Origin of the sequence: Vibrio caribbeanicus ATCC BAA-2122, from assembly GCF_000165125.1 — a bacterium.
Lineage (GTDB): Bacteria > Pseudomonadota > Gammaproteobacteria > Enterobacterales > Vibrionaceae > Vibrio > Vibrio caribbeanicus.
The window spans coordinates 95709-110778 of sequence record NZ_AEIU01000096.1 but is presented as its reverse complement, the minus strand read 5'-3'; the positions used below and the strand labels follow the sequence as shown (position 1 = coordinate 110778).

Genomic DNA, 15070 nt, shown 5'->3' with positions numbered 1-15070 from the left:
AAATTAGCACAATCCCTGACACACTTTTGTCCAAAAATGTGTTGTCCACCTTTGGTGTGTCCCGAATTATTACGCTTAATTCATTACTTGCCCCATTTGGCAAAATAGTCGATCAGAAAATCGATGCTAGTGCGCACGCGCACCGGCATGAAACGCTTGTGTGGGTAGACAATCCAGCTGTTGGTACCTTCTCCCCAGAATGGTTCAAGAATCGGTTGCACTTGTTTATTTTCGAGTGCTTGTTCAAAGGTGCTCTTTGGCATGTAAGCGATACCTAAACCGCGAATACAAGCCTCTAGAATGATGTTTGCGTTATTGCTTTTCCAGCGTCGATTTACGGTGATAAATTCCTTTTTACCATCGACAATGAACTCCCAAGTCTCTTTATTGGCGACCAAACAATCGTGATCTTTGAGATGAGCAGGGTGTTTGGGAGTGCCATTTTTTTCTAAGTAACTTTGGCTTGCAACGGCCATTAATGGACGACTGATTAACTTTTTCGCGATCAAATTGGAATCTGACACCTCGCCATAGCGGATGGCAAAGTCGACGCCTTCTTCATTCAAATTGATCAAACGACTGTTTAAATCAATCTCTACAGTGATGTTTGGGTATAGAGCGGAAAATTCCATCAGGGCAGGAGCCAAGTAGTACTCGACAAAGCCGCCAGCGGCAGACACCTTTATGTTTCCTGAGAGGTGCTGTTGTGTTGCGTTGATAGTGTCGTTGGCTTGCTCTAATCCAACTATCAACTCTTTAACTTGCTGGTAATACACGATGCCGCTGTCGGTGAGGGAAACCAAACGGGTTGAGCGGGTCAACAGCGTACTGCCTAAGCGCTCTTCTAGCCTCGATATTTGACGACTGACATGACTGGTACTGCAACCAAGTTGTTTGGCAGCTGCTGAAAAACCGCCGGTTTCAGCCACTGCGGCAAATTCAATAATACCTTCAAAACTGTCCATTAAGGTTCATCTCATTGTTGCTGTATAACAATAGTGTTTATCAAAAAAAGGGGATTGTGGTCAATATGGTTGTTAATTAGAATGACTACAAGAAAGTAGAAAATAGAATGACAATCATTGGAGCTGTTATGAAAAAAGTACTCATCCCTTTGACGAATCACGAGACCTTGGGCGACACTGAACAAGCAAACGGAACGTATGCACCGGAATTGACCCACGTGTTAAACGAATTGAAAAACGCAGGTATTGATTACGATATTGCGTCTATTAAAGGCGGGAAAGCACCGCTTTACGGCACTGATATTGAAGGTGACGATGTCAATAATGCTATTTTGGCGGACGAGAGTTTTCAAAATCGTATTAACAATACACTGCCTGTTGGCGAAGTGAACATCGACAATTACGACGCGGTGTTTTACCCAGGTGGATTCGGTTTGTTGAGTGACTTAGCGGAGAATGTTGAATTCGCCCAATTGAGCGCCAAGCACTATGAAAACGGTGGCATTATTGCGGCTGTCTGCCACGGTCCGGCAGCGTTGCTACCAATCACTTTGAGTAATGATGAGCCGCTATTGGCAAAGGTATCCATCACTGGCTTTACTCGTGAGGAAGAGATTGATTTTGGCACATTAGAGCACATTCCGTTTTTACTGGAAGAAGCGTTGGCTCGCAAAGCGGGTCGTTACAGTAAAGTGCAGCCTTGGGGCAGTTTAGTAATTGAGGACAAAAATGTTATTACTGGTCAAAACCCAGCGAGTGCTCATGGAGTAGGTGAGGCCTTGGTGAAAAAGCTCGCTTGACTCTACAGCCACCTGTGAAAAAGCCCTGATAATTGAGGGCTTTTTCAATCCATCAATTTCACGATTTTTCCGATTCGACTCATGACCGCAGTGGTTAATATTTTCTGTCCTACAACGGTGGCGCAACATTTTTTCATGTGTTCTGCCAGATTATCTAAAAAGGCGAATGATAATTGTCCAAAAACGCGCCCCCCCCCCAAAAAAAAAATTTGGCTCTAGACTTAAAGTCCATCGTATCCTCGTAATAAAGATCAGGCCTTATCATCCATCCACATTAAGATAAGCAGAAATGGCATTAAAACATACATCCCGGAACCATTGATGTTCGGGGTCCTTGTGGTGTTTCTGATGCCAAAGCAGGTAATATTGATGGTCGGGGAGCTCGAAAGGAATATCGCACCACGCTAATTGATACTGCCCACAGAGCAATAGGGCAATATGAAGAGGCACCGTCATCAGAAAGTTTGATGTTTCGAGAATTTTTGCCCCGCACTCGAATGAGGGTACGCGCGCGACCACCTGTCTTTTTTTGTTTTGTTTATAGAATGCTCTGTCTACTTCCCGAACTTTATCTGCTAGGCCAATTACCTGCACATGCTTTGCCTTGAAATAGCGTTTGTCGGTAATGTCCGCTAAATCTTGCCAATGGCTTGGTGAATAAAGGACTACATAACGGTCGGTTGCAATGGCTTTACCGTGCAATTCATGAGGAATATCGAGTGCCATTGTCGCAACTAAATCCAACTCACTATCGGCAAGTGAATCGAGTGAGCCTGGTTGCAATATCGACCCCGTTATTGAGACTTTTGGGGAAGTGTCAGTAAGTGTCCCTACGATATTAGGTAAGGATTTGTCTGAAATGAAGGCATCAAAAGCGATATGAAAGCTTCTTTGGCTTTCTTGTATATTAAAGTCCGCCTGCTCATATAAAGTGTCAATTTCTAGCAGTAAAGAAGGTAAAAGCACTTTGAGCTGTTTGGCACGATGAGTGAGATAAAATTCTTTCCCGTCTCTGACCAAAATAGGGTCGTTGAATGCGACCCTAATTTGGCTCAGAGTCCGACTCATTGCAGGTTGAGTGACGTTAAGCAGCTTTGCCGCTTCTGTTAAACTCTGGGTTTGGAGCAGAGCATTGAGTCCGGGGAGTAGCTTGTAGTTATTCACTCTTGGTGAGTTCCTTAATCATCCATACGTCACAGCTATTGTGCTCGGTTTCAGGTCGAGGTGCAGTTAGGTGTTGAAAGCCAAACTTTTCATACATTTTTATCGCAGCCTTCATTCCCGATAAGGTATCAAGATAGCAAGAGGTGTAATTGGATTTGGATGCAAAGTCTAAACAATCTCGAACCAGTTTTTGGCCGATACCGTGCCCACGGCTTTCCGTGAGTAAGAACAGCTTTTTTAATTCGCAGATTTCTTCACTTCCTGCAAAAGATGCAATACCACAGCCACCAACGAGTTTACCATTCATGGTTGCAACCAGGTAAATTGAGCGATTTTCTGCACTGAAGTTTTTGCTCATCGCGTCTACCTCAGGATCAGATGGACCATAACCTTCACCTACTGCTCCAAATTCTGCGCCCACTGAACGTATGATTTGTGCAATGTCTTGATCGTCTTGGTTAGCAATGGGTCTTATCTCTATTTTCACTTTGAGCCTTTAAATTTCATGATGGATTTAAAGCCAATATAATCCTGAGCCTTGATGATTAAAAATTATTTTATGTGATTCTAATAATAACAAAAAGTGATAGATTGTGTGAAGTAGGTAGTTAACATGTCATAAAAACGATCATTTAATGTGCATCGATGCTTCTGTGGGTGATTTCAGTTTGGCTTTACCCTTGGCTTTGGTTACTATGTACAGCTATTTAAAATTACCAAAATCCCATCAGGGAAACCTTATGGATACTACCAAGGGGTAGATGAGGAAACGATGCAACATCTAGAAGAGATCATTGCTAATGCGAGTACTGCGATCGACGCTGCTGACTCGCTTGTCGCACTTGATGAAGTGCGTGTTCAGTATCTTGGTAAAAAAGGTGAGCTGACGGCTCAGCTTCAAAGCCTAGGAAAATTACCACCGGAAGAGCGCCGTACTGCAGGTCAAGAAATTAATAAAGCCAAAGGTATTGTTCAACAAGCTATTTCTGCCCGTAAAGACGCACTTCAACGTGCTGAGTTAGAAGCAAAGTTATCGGCAGAAACGATTGATGTAACTATGCCTGGTCGCCGCATCGAGAATGGTGGGCTTCATCCTGTGACTCGTACTGTCGAGCGTATTGAGAAGTTTTTTGGTGAACTTGGTTTTAATACAGAATCTGGCCCTGAAATTGAAGACGCGTTTCATAACTTTGATGCGCTGAATATTGCAGAAGATCATCCAGCGCGTACAGACCATGATACTTTCTTCTTCAATCCAGATTTGATGCTTCGTACTCACACCTCTGGCGTTCAGATACGTACTATGGAAAACGGTAAACCGCCGTTCCGTTTTATCGCTCCCGGACGTGTTTATCGTAATGATTACGACCAAACTCATACGCCCATGTTCCACCAAGTGGAAGGCATGTTAGTTGATGAAAACGTAAACTTTGCACAGCTAAAAGGTATTTTGCACGATTTCTTGTGTAATTTCTTTGAGGAAGAAGTTGAAGTTCGTTTCCGTCCTTCTTATTTCCCTTTCACTGAGCCTTCAGCTGAAGTGGATGTTAAGGGTAAGAATGGTAAATGGCTTGAGGTGCTTGGGTGTGGCATGGTTCATCCTAATGTACTTCGTTCTGTCGGTATCGATCCTGAGAAATACTCCGGTTTTGCGTTTGGCATGGGAGTAGAGCGTCTAACTATGCTCCGTTACGGCGTTAACGATCTTCGAGCTTTCTTCGAAAATGATCTTCGTTTCCTTAAACAGTTCAAGTAATCCAGAGGTTTATCACAATGAAATTTAGCGAAACTTGGCTTCGTGAGTGGGTAAACCCTTCGGTTTCTACTGACGAGCTTACTCACCAAATTACTATGGCTGGTTTAGAAGTCGATGACGTTCTGCCAGTTGCCGGTACATTTTCTGGAGTAAAAGTTGGTCACGTTGTTGAATGTGGACAACACCCAGATGCCGATAAACTGCGTGTGACCAAAATCGATATTGGTGGCGATGAGCTGCTCGACATTGTTTGTGGAGCTCCAAATTGTCGTCAAGGTATCAAAGTTGCTGTTGCAACGGTCGGCGCTGTTCTTCCGGGTGATTTTAAAATTAAGAAAGCGAAACTGCGTGGTCAACCTTCGCACGGTATGCTTTGTTCGTTTACAGAACTTGGTATTGATGTTGAGTCAGATGGCATCATGGAGCTGTCTCAAGATGCAGAGATCGGTACTGATTTCAGAGAATTCTTAGGTTTGGACGATGTCACTATCGATGTAGACCTAACTGCAAACCGAGCCGATTGTTTTAGTATTCGCGGTATGGCTCGTGAAGTTGGTGTTCTAAATCGTGCTGATGTGACAGAACCTACTGTAAATCCAGTCGCACCTGCCATTGATGACCAAGTCTCTATTCAGGTACAGGCACCTGCGGCCTGTCCTCGTTACTTGGGACGCGTGATTAAAAATGTTGATGTTAAAGCGAACACTCCTTTATGGATGCAAGAGAAATTGCGCCGTTGTGGGCTTCGCTCTATTGACCCAGTTGTGGATATCACTAACTATGTTCTGCTTGAACAAGGCCAACCTATGCACGCCTTTGATCTTAATAAGATCGATGGTGGTATCTTGGTGCGTATGGCAGAACAAGGTGAGAAGCTAACCTTACTAGATGGTACTGAGGCTGAGCTTAACGCAGATACTCTTGTTGTTGCTGACCACAATAAAGCGCTAGCTATTGCAGGTATCTTTGGCGGTGAGGGATCAGGAGTAACTTCAGAAACAAAAGACGTGTTACTCGAATGTGCATTTTTCTCACCTGACCATATTCGTGGCAGGGCTCGTAGCTATGGTCTGCACACTGACTCTTCAATGCGTTTCGAACGTGGTGTGGACTATGCACTTCAAATGAGTGCGATGGAGAGAGCGACAGAGTTGCTGGTTTCAATCTGTGGTGGTGAAGTAGCACCTGTTGTCGCTGTTGAGTCTGAGTCTGACTTACCTAGTCAAAATCAAGTGTCATTACGTCGTACAAAACTGGATAGTTTGCTTGGTCACTCTATCGCGGACAGCGATGTTGTTGAGATCCTTGAGCGTCTTGGTTTAACCGTTGAGACGACGCAAGAGGGGTGGAAAGCCGTTTCTCCTACTTGGCGTTTTGATATTGCCATTGAGCAGGACTTGATCGAGGAAGTAGGGCGTATTTATGGCTACGACAACATTCCAAACCAAAGCCCTGCGGCAGCACTTAAGATGCACGATCACAAAGAGGCAAATATTCCTCTTAAGCGTGTTCGTGACCTTCTCGTTGATCGTGGTTATCACGAAGCGATCACTTATAGCTTTGTTGAGCCGGAGCAGCAAAAACTGATTGTTCCTGATGTTGAGCCATTAGTTCTGCCATTCCCAATTTCAGTTGAGATGTCGGCAATGCGCCTTGGTTTAATTCAGGGGCTACTTAATACCGTTGTTCATAACCAGAAACGCCAACAACCACGAGTTCGTCTATTTGAACATGGCTTACGTTTTATTCCGTGTGAATCAGCTGAGAACGGTATGCGCCAAGAAGCCATGCTTGCTGGCGTTATTTCAGGCTCGCGTAATGAAGAACACTGGGATATGGAGACAAATACCGTTGACTTCTATGATCTAAAAGGTGATCTTGAAGCCATCCTAGAATTGTCTGCCAACGAGAAAGCTTATTCTTTTGCGCCTGCAAAACACCCAGCACTTCACCCAGGTCAATCTGCTGCGATTGTGTTAGATGGAAAAGAAGTAGGTGTCATTGGTACTGTTCATCCAGAGCTTGAGCGTAAGTTTGGCTTGAATGGTCGCACCATTGTTTTTGAAATTGAATGGGCTGCTATTGATACTAAGGTTATACCTGAAGCTGTCCAACTGTCTAAATTCCCGTCTAACCGTCGTGATATTGCGCTTGTTGTCGATGAGTCTATTGCCTCTGGTGACATCGTAACATCTTGCTTGGAGCAAGGCGGAGAATTCTTGAAAGATGCGCGCTTGTTTGATGTGTATGTCGGCAAAGGTGTGGAAGAAGGCAAGAAGAGTTTGGCAATTGCTTTGACCTTACAGTCTGTAGAGCGGACTCTAGAAGATGCAGACATCTCTGGCGCGGTTGATGCGATTGTTAGTCACGTATCAGAGAAATTCGGAGCAAGTTTAAGAGATTAATCTTGTTGTCTGAATATCACTTTAAAAAGGAGGGCGATGCTCTCCTTTTTTATTGTCTTTTTTACGTTGTTATCTCAAGAATTTATTTCTGACAAGCGAAGCGGTGATCTCTGATTTTACACACCAAGTTTAAAACTTTCCCTAAGTAGATATGTGGCGTTGGAAATGAGAGTTTGTTTTGTGCGCCATGATGTGCTTTGATACCTTTTCTTATCTTATTTTCAAGGAAAAATCATGATCTTCACTACAACAGATACGATACCCAATCGTGAGATCGAAGAAATTCTCGGAGTTGTGACTGGTAACGTGGTTCAGTCAAAGCACGTAGGCCGCGATATTATGGCTGGATTAAAGAGCATTGTGGGTGGGGAACTAAGAGGTTACACAGAAATGTTATCAGAGGCTCGAGATACCGCAATTTCTCGTCTAGTTGCTCAAGCCGCTGACTTAAATGCTGATGCTATCGTCGGCATTCGCTTTTCGACCAGTGCGATTATGGATGGTTCTTCTGAAATCATGGCTTTTGGTACGGCAGTGAAGTTGCGCGCGCAATAGGTATATTGAATTAGCCCTAACGTATGTCGCCTCGACTTCCAACGCGCTGTGAACTTAAAAACCAGTTATGGATTAGTTAGGGCTTTTAAAAGCCGATGTTGCTCTCTATAAACCGGCTTGTCGCAACTTTATTCTCAGAGGTATACCAGGTGGCTGGCATACAGTCTTTCAAACCTGCCTGTTTGAGTTGGCTTTGCTCTTGTTGACTTATAACCGCATACTTGAGTAATGAGTCCAAACACTGGGCGAGTGATGAAATCGTGAGTAAGTTATTACGCTGCATTTTTTTGATCTCTCCAATAATAACCTTGTGCGGTACTAAAGGTTCGATAATAGCGGTATTACGGTCCAATAGGCCTTGAGAACATGGTGCTTCGTTCCTCGCTATTTGCCAGTCAGGCTTGCCATTTTTACCAACAAAACCTTCACGAAAACAATAATAGCTGAAGAAGAAACGCTCTAGGTGTTGCCATCTTTGCGCGCTTGCCTCTAAAAAAATGTGCTGCAATTCTATCTCTGTGTCTTTCACGTGACGGTGACCTTGAACTCTTGCTTTAGCTGAGTAAGAAAGGCGGGGTCTTCGCACATTGCTTTCTCAGGCTCATCACTTATTTTTGCAACTGCAGAGCCATTACATTCGACCATTTTTATGACCATAGAGAGAGGTTGATACTTCCCCTGTTTTCCACGCCAATCGCCCATATCATTGGCAAGAAAAGTTCCAATACCAAAACTTATATTGGCTCTATCGGCAAAGTATTCGCAGATATCGAGTGCTTTATCAAAATTAAGCCCGTCACTGAATAACAGCAGTTTGCTCTTGGGATCTATTCCTAGAGAGTGGTAGTGAGCAAGAATTTTGTCTCCCCAAATAAAAGGATCGCCGGAGTCGTGCCTTACGCCCTGATACGCATTGGCTCTTTCGAGGGTAAAATCAGAGAGGAATGCATCGATACCAATTGTATCCGTGAGCGCAATACCAAGCTGCCCATCAAACGCCTCCAGCCATTTATCTAAGGCCACCTTTTGCGAATTAACTGGTTGAGTTAATTGTTGGTGAGCCATAAACCATTCATGTGCCACAGTTCCAATCGGGGTTAAGTTGAATTCTTTTGCAAAATGATAATTACTGGTGCCTAACATTAAATCAGAAGCGTTAGTGGCTAAGTAATCGATAATTGACCGTTGAAGGTTGGCACTGAATCGTCTTCTGGTTCCCATCTCTGAGAACTTAAAGTTTGTAATGTTGCGCTGAGCGAGATTATCACGTAAGCCACGAATTTTTGCCTCAAGTACATCTATTGGCTGGTGATAAGGTATGTCAAACCATCTAATGTGATTACGGACTTCAGAGACAATGCTCATGATCATTGTCTCGTACAATATGGTCTCATGCCAAAGCCCTGAAATCGAGATGCGTAAGTTTTTCTGGCTATCCGAATTATCTAATCTAACCTGTTGTTGGGGTTTAAACTCAAATTCAGGCAGATAATCAAGAAAATTGTCATCGAGATATGGGGCATGGTTTCTAAGATAATCAAGTTCAACCTGAGTAAACTTGTATCCGTGCAACTCATTAATTTCTTTGTGAATCGGCGCTTTTAAGTCAATCAGGCTTTCGTTCGAGCGAATAATCAGCTCGTACCTAACCAAAGTGGTCGGATAGAATTTTCGAGCAGCGTACATCATGTTGATTTTGTATACGTCAAGATCAAGTATGCTTTGAATGATGGCGTTGTTCGGTGGTGATGAATTCATTCAGCTATCCAGTTAAGAGCGCGATAATTGATAAGCTCTGAACTCTAATTGACATGATTTTTGATGTCAAACAGGATGTTGGATTTCATCCATTATGGTGAAGTTCTCGCCTAGGTTGTTCTCACTGTTTGTAACTTAAGTTATTATCTATGCCTCAATCAGAGTTCGATGAATCCTAAATTTTTGAAGTCACTTGGGTATATACCCAAGTAACCTCAAGATGCTAGGTTCAGCGAGAGTGGTTTGCTTTACAGGTAAGGCAACGATTTGAAAATCTAGTCATCTAAATTGAAAATCGGTAACGATGCATGTAAAGCAAGGCAACTCGCCCTTCGGGAGCGTTCCACAGCGCTGATTTCATCGTCAAACAACTTGGTAAGAGACGGCTATTCCACAGCGTTATTTTCCTTGAACTCAACACTGTGGCACCGCTCTGAATCCTGCATTTTGAAGTCACTTGGGTATAAAATAATGGCTGGTACGATTAAAATTGTGAAAAGTAAAACGGCATCGATTGATGTTGATCCGCAAAAAGGGTTTAGTGAACTGTGTCCAGCTGAGCTACCGGTAGAAGGTGCACTGAATATTGTCGAAGAATTGTTACATAACCACCAAAAGGCAAGCGTTTGTCTTGTCTCTCGTGACATGCATCCCTCTGGCGCGTTGTGGGAAGCGAGCTCACCAGATGAAATGTTAGCGAGTGTTGGGCTTCCTGAAGTGGATATTAAATGGAACCCCCATTGTATAGTAGGAACTTTAGGCTGCGAACTTCTACCCGGGCTACCAAGTATTCGTGACTACGATTTTCAGATTAATAAAGGGCTTGATCCTGATGCACATCCGTACGGTGCGTTTTATCATGATAACGCTGAGAAGCTCTCGACGGGGGGTATTGAATTTCTGCGAGCAAAAGAGATAGATACCGTCATTGTTGGTGGGCTTGCCCTCGACTTTTGTGTTAAGAAATCAGTTGAGCAGCTTCTTGATGCCAATTTCAAAGTTATCGTTAATCTTGCCTCAACTCGGGCTGTCATAAAGCAAAATAGTGAGTCGGTAATAAGCGAACTTTCCGAAAAAGGGGCGGTGTTTGTTGAGAATGCGGTGGAGATTCAATTCACGAATGCCAGTGTTTTGGACTAGCTGGATGTTCATTTACAATTCATTACAAAATAAAACTCTGTACAATTGTATCAATGCAACTGATAATTTGACGTTCAAATATCTATTCATGGTTCCACGCTATGACAAAATTGTGTCTTTCTTTAGCTTCTGTTTCACTCTGCTTATCAGCGTTCTGTTTTTCAAAGGAGCAATATAGTTGGCAACAGACTTCACCACCTCTTTCTTCGAATTGTAATAGCGTCGTCTGTAATTCTGAAAACAAAGTGCAGTCCTATACATTTGAAGAACTGGATGAGGACGGCTGGGTTTGGCTCGAACCAGCCGAAGAAAAAATAGCAGTAGAAGATTTTTCTAGGCGAGAGTATGAAGACGAACCAGAGAGGAATCCTTTCTTTACAAAAATGGAACAGCGAGCGCGCTCACCACAGAATTTCAAAGACTTTCCAGAACTCAAACTCAAGTGACTAAGCGTGATGGCGATAATGATGAAACTCTCCCTTTGGGAGCATGGTACAGCGCCGATTTCATCGTCAAACAACTTGGTGAGAGTACACATATTCTGCTGCGTTATTTTCCTTAAATTCAACACTGTGGCACCGCTCTGAACCTTGCATTATGAAATCACGTGGGTATATTCATTCATGAAACTTGGATATATTTTTTTGAACAGAATAATGGAGAAAAAGTGAGAGCAGAACCTGGAATTACATTAAGAAATGCCACTTTTGGAGATGAAAAAAATATTAGTGAGCTTATTACGCCACTGATGAAAAAATATGTTTTTCCTACAATAGAAGCTGCGGCTCATGACATTGTTATTGATTCCGTTAGCGAGAAAAGTATAAAAAACTATCTCTCTAAAAACCACAAGTATATGCTCGCAATTAAAGATGGGTCTAAATTAGTTGGTGCAATTGGAATGCGTGATAAATCACATCTATTGCACTTATTTGTATGCGAAAGTATCCAAGGGTCGGGCGTTTCACGTATGCTCTGGTAAGCGATGAAAAAAGAAATATTAGCTGAGTACGATATTAAGCAGTTTACGGTTAATTCAGCGATAAATGCTAAGTCGGTATATCTCAGCTTTGGTTTTGTTGAAACTCAAGGTATAAGAAATCGTTCTGGAATGATCGATATTCCAATGGTTTTAAATATTACTTAATAGAAAATATATTCCTTAATTTATATGGCAGTTTTACCTATTTTAACTACTCCTGATCCTAGGCTTAAATATGAAGCCGAACAGGTCACTGATTTTGATAAAGTACAGTCATTCATTGATGACATGCTCGATACTCTCTATTCAACTGCCAATGGTATTGGTTTAGCGGCGACTCAAGTTGGTCGTAAAGAAGCCGTCGTTGTCATTGATTTGTCTGAGGCGAGAGACCAGCCCCTTATATTGGTTAACCCGAAAGTGGTCTGTGGAAAAAATAGAGAGATGGGGCAAGAGGGATGTCTTTCTGTGCCAGATTATTACGCTGATGTTGAACGTTTCACATCCGTTGTAGTTCAGGCTCAGGATAGATTGGGTAATGCAATAAAAGTTGAGAGTGATGACTTTCTTGCCATTGTAATGCAACATGAAATAGACCATCTTTCCGGTCGGCTATTTATCGATTACCTATCACCTCTTAAACGTCAAATGGCGCTTAAGAAGGTTAAAAAGCACATTAAAACAAATCAAAAATCAGCGGTATAGTATACCGATGACCACTTATTAAATTTACCAAGAGAGATGTGATGTCTTTACCACCATGCCCTAACTGCCACTCACCATTTGTTTATCAAGATCAAAATCAATTGATTTGTCCGGAGTGCGCGCATGAATGGAACCCAGAAGAAGAGAGAGAGGCTGTGGTCGTCGTGAGGGATGCGAACGGCACTGTTCTTTCTGAAGGCGACAAAGTGACGATAGCTAAGGATCTCAAAGTAAAAGGGAGTTCTTTAGTCCTAAAAATAGGTACAAAAGCCTTGGTAAGAAAAATTGTTAACGGAAAAGACCATCAATTGGATTGCAAAGTTGACGGTGCCGGAGAAATGATGATCACTGCTCAATTTGTAAAAAAAGCGTGACCAATCTGTATTGGATGCATGTTAGGGAATAATGTGTGATAGAAACAAGTCGATTAAAGCTCATTCCGCCGTCTCTCGATCATCAACCGGAACTGTTTAACGCGATACAAGAAAGCCAAGTTGAATTAAGACAGTTTCTATCTTGGGTTGATGATGCTCTTTGTGAGAAAAGTTCGATCGAGCAAACTGAAAAGGCGATAGAAAATTATCAAAACTTTACCGAAGAATTACGTTTTTCATTAGTCGATAAAGAAAATGATATGCTCATAGGCGTTTTGGTTTTAAAGATCCGAGATGCCTCCGTTCCCTGTTTCGAGATCGGGTATTGGCTACGTTCGTCGTGTACAGGAAATGGCTATATCACAGAGGCTGTGAATAGAATACAGCAATATGCCTTTGATGATTTAGGAGCTAATCGAGTTGAAATAAGAGTGCCAGATATCAATTTTAAAAGCCGTGCGGTAGCAGAGCGATGTGGCTTCTTTCTTGAGGGCTTACAAATTTATGATCACCGACTACCTAATGGAGAACTGGGTGATACCGCTGTGTACTCGAAAACAAAAAAAGGATAAGAAACAGAATGGAACAACGTCATAAAGAGTATCTGCAGAAATACTTTGATAGCCTCACGCCCGCTCAAATTGAGCAATATTCTTACTGCAATGCAGATTATTTTTGCGCCGATGAATACAACGCTAATGTCTGTGCAGATTTGATCTTGAAAGGTGAGAAGCGTGCATCCTGTAGTATGGATTACTGGTATAGCCATGAAGGAGATAGGCGCCCCCAAGAAGGTGATTTAACCAGCCAGTATGCATTATAGAAATAACTTCAGTTTCAACACAAAAATATTGTGATGTTGATGAGAGTTTTGCCGCAGAAGAAGGGGAAGGTGATAAAACATTGCAATGGTGGAGAGAGGCCCACTGGCGATTTTTCTCAAAAGAATGTGAACAATTAAACATCGCACCATCTGAAGATATGCTGCTATTAGAGCGTTTTAAGATTGTGTTCCCAAAACCTGTATCGACTACTGACAGGTTTTGACAGTCAGTCAGCTTATGCTAGTTCCAGAAATAAGGAGAATAAGTTGATGCAAGAAAGAACATTTATACAAAGAAAAGTTTTTGGTTTGTCGGTAACAACTTCGAATGCCGACGAGGTTGATCCTGAAAAAGCAAAGATCCCACAGTTGTGGCAATCTTTTCTCCAAAGTCGGCCCAGTACTGACTCTGGCGATGCATTGTTTTTTGGAATTTACACCAACTATGAGTCCGATTACTTGGGGGCGTTTGATGTATTTGTGGGCTCACAAACTTCATCGTCTCCGACATTATCTGAAATGACCATTCCCAGTGGTCAATATTTGGTGTTTTCGGCACAGGGAGAAATGCCACAAGCAGTGATTGATCTATGGGGTATTATTTGGCGTTTTTTCGACGATACAAATTGTCCGTACGTTCGAAAATATACCACCGACTTTGAGTGCTATTTGAGTGAGAATGAAGTAGATATCTATATCGCGGTGTAAAGAGCCGGCTTTTGTTGTAGGCTAGAGACTGTTAAGTTTCCCAGAAAAGCACCAGATACCAATAGGATTTACCATGATACGTCACATTCTTCTGATCAAATTTAAACCCGCGGCAGATATTGCACAAATTGACCTTTTACGAGAACTATTTTTGTCCATGCCCTCAAAAATAGAAGGCGTTGTCTCGGTCGAATGGGGCATAAACGATAGCCCAGAAAATAAGAATCAGGGCTTTTCTCATTCAGTACTGATGACCTTTGCTAACGATGCGGGTCGACTGGAGTATTTACCTCATCCAGAGCATCAGGCGTTGAAAGAGGTTTTTCGGCCAATTCTCGACGATATTATTGTTTTCGACTACCCCTGCGAAACAGTGGATTAAGGAGTAACTTTGAGAATCCGTTTTCAGACCGCAACTGATAAAGAGTACGCGGAGCATCTGGTAAAAAGTAATATGGCACCTTACTACCAGGCAAGAGGAATCGAGTGGGATTCGCCCAGATATCAAATGAGTTGGAAAGAATTCGATAATTATGAAGTTCTTGTCGGTGATATTCGTGTGGGTGTTGCGCGCTTCACCTATGATGATGCCACAACTTACATACGAGACCTGCAAATAGAGCCCGGTCATCAAGGTCAAGGCCTAGGATCTGAGTGTTTCTCTCATATCAAAACTAGAGCGATTCAACGAGGCTCCAGTCGAATTATTTTACGAGCTTTTGAAGAAAATCCGGCGATTAAATTATACCGTTATCTGGGGTATCGAAAGATAAGAGCTGGTCAAGGTCTGATTGAGATGCAGCTTTTACTTGGAAATGAGCACATAAAGCCACCGAGCCTTTAGCCTTGAATGTGTTAGTAGGCTCAAATGAATTAAATCCAGAGCCTACTTGTTGCTTGCGTGTTTAGTAGTCCGTAGTTCTAGCACTTCGGCC

General features: G+C 42.6%; 17 protein-coding genes and 2 pseudogenes. 14 read left to right on the top strand and 5 right to left on the bottom strand.

Translation table 11 applies throughout. The features are described from left to right. Positions 1–83 precede the first annotated feature (83 nt). Positions 84–965, bottom strand: a complete 882-nt coding sequence (locus RH40_RS16255; RefSeq protein ID WP_009602749.1) for a LysR family transcriptional regulator — start codon at positions 963–965, stop codon at positions 84–86. Between the two features lie 128 nt (positions 966–1093). Between RH40_RS16255 and RH40_RS16250 the strand changes: the two genes are divergently transcribed. Beyond that, entirely contained in the window at positions 1094–1765 is a 672-nt protein-coding gene (locus RH40_RS16250) for a type 1 glutamine amidotransferase domain-containing protein (protein ID WP_039954852.1), read from the top strand. Positions 1766–2026: 261 nt separating this feature from the next. Here the strand turns inward: RH40_RS16250 and RH40_RS16245 are convergent, their stop codons facing one another. Both RH40_RS16245 and RH40_RS16240 read right to left on the bottom strand, forming a co-directional pair. Further along, positions 2027–2929, bottom strand: coding sequence for a LysR family transcriptional regulator (locus RH40_RS16245; RefSeq protein ID WP_009602747.1), 903 nt, complete (start codon positions 2927–2929; stop codon positions 2027–2029). Continuing rightward, entirely contained in the window at positions 2922–3416 is a 495-nt protein-coding gene (locus RH40_RS16240) for a GNAT family N-acetyltransferase (RefSeq protein WP_009602746.1), read from the bottom strand. The genes RH40_RS16245 and RH40_RS16240 overlap by 8 nt, the downstream gene beginning before the upstream one ends. A gap of 285 nt (positions 3417–3701) precedes the next feature. Here RH40_RS16240 and pheS point away from each other — a divergent pair, with 285 nt between their 5' ends. The 3 genes from pheS to RH40_RS16225 all read left to right on the top strand — a co-directional run bounded on the left by pheS (position 3702) and on the right by RH40_RS16225 (position 7645). Next, positions 3702–4685 (top strand): phenylalanine--tRNA ligase subunit alpha, encoded by a 984-nt coding sequence (gene pheS, locus RH40_RS16235; RefSeq protein WP_009602745.1) that lies wholly within the window; start codon positions 3702–3704, stop codon positions 4683–4685. A gap of 17 nt (positions 4686–4702) precedes the next feature. Continuing rightward, on the top strand, positions 4703–7090 hold the full coding sequence (gene pheT, locus RH40_RS16230) for a phenylalanine--tRNA ligase subunit beta (protein WP_009602744.1): 2388 nt from the start codon (positions 4703–4705) through the stop codon (positions 7088–7090). A 234-nt stretch (positions 7091–7324) separates the two neighbouring features. Further along, a complete protein-coding gene (locus RH40_RS16225; protein ID WP_009602743.1) occupies positions 7325–7645 on the top strand; it encodes a heavy metal-binding domain-containing protein in 321 nt (106 codons plus the stop codon). An 85-nt stretch (positions 7646–7730) separates the two neighbouring features. Here the strand turns inward: RH40_RS16225 and RH40_RS16220 are convergent, their stop codons facing one another. After that, a complete protein-coding gene (locus RH40_RS16220) occupies positions 7731–8174 on the bottom strand; it encodes a hypothetical protein (protein ID WP_009602742.1) in 444 nt (147 codons plus the stop codon). Then, positions 8171–9403, bottom strand: coding sequence for a nicotinate phosphoribosyltransferase (gene pncB, locus RH40_RS16215; RefSeq protein ID WP_009602741.1), 1233 nt, complete (start codon positions 9401–9403; stop codon positions 8171–8173). Before pncB ends, RH40_RS16220 begins: the two co-directional genes overlap by 4 nt. Before the next feature lie 471 nt (positions 9404–9874). Here pncB and RH40_RS16210 point away from each other — a divergent pair, with 471 nt between their 5' ends. The 10 genes and pseudogenes from RH40_RS16210 to RH40_RS16165 all read left to right on the top strand — a co-directional run bounded on the left by RH40_RS16210 (position 9875) and on the right by RH40_RS16165 (position 14979). Then, entirely contained in the window at positions 9875–10543 is a 669-nt protein-coding gene (locus RH40_RS16210) for an isochorismatase family protein (RefSeq protein ID WP_009602740.1), read from the top strand. A 101-nt stretch (positions 10544–10644) separates the two neighbouring features. Next, a complete protein-coding gene (locus RH40_RS16205) occupies positions 10645–10989 on the top strand; it encodes a hypothetical protein (protein ID WP_009602739.1) in 345 nt (114 codons plus the stop codon). A 302-nt stretch (positions 10990–11291) separates the two neighbouring features. Next, a pseudogene (locus tag RH40_RS16200) lies at positions 11292–11690 on the top strand (GNAT family N-acetyltransferase). A gap of 24 nt (positions 11691–11714) precedes the next feature. Then, positions 11715–12230 carry a peptide deformylase gene (gene def / locus RH40_RS16195; RefSeq protein WP_009602735.1) on the top strand — a complete coding sequence of 172 codons (516 nt, stop codon included), beginning with the start codon at positions 11715–11717 and terminating at the stop codon, positions 12228–12230. 41 nt (positions 12231–12271) lie between these two features. Continuing rightward, a complete protein-coding gene (locus tag RH40_RS16190; RefSeq protein ID WP_009602734.1) occupies positions 12272–12604 on the top strand; it encodes a zinc ribbon domain-containing protein YjdM in 333 nt (110 codons plus the stop codon). Positions 12605–12642: 38 nt separating this feature from the next. Then, the gene (locus tag RH40_RS16185; protein ID WP_039954865.1) at positions 12643–13176 is read left to right on the top strand and encodes a GNAT family N-acetyltransferase; all 534 of its coding nucleotides are present in this window, start codon (positions 12643–12645) and stop codon (positions 13174–13176) included. Between the two features lie 8 nt (positions 13177–13184). Next, positions 13185–13651: pseudogene (locus RH40_RS16180) on the top strand (ASCH domain-containing protein). Positions 13652–13697: 46 nt separating this feature from the next. Then, a complete protein-coding gene (locus RH40_RS16175; RefSeq protein ID WP_009602731.1) occupies positions 13698–14135 on the top strand; it encodes a GyrI-like domain-containing protein in 438 nt (145 codons plus the stop codon). 73 nt (positions 14136–14208) lie between these two features. Beyond that, positions 14209–14517 (top strand): Dabb family protein, encoded by a 309-nt coding sequence (locus tag RH40_RS16170; RefSeq protein ID WP_009602730.1) that lies wholly within the window; start codon positions 14209–14211, stop codon positions 14515–14517. Positions 14518–14526: 9 nt separating this feature from the next. Then, on the top strand, positions 14527–14979 hold the full coding sequence (locus RH40_RS16165; protein WP_009602729.1) for a GNAT family N-acetyltransferase: 453 nt from the start codon (positions 14527–14529) through the stop codon (positions 14977–14979). The last annotated feature ends 91 nt before the right edge of the window (positions 14980–15070 follow it).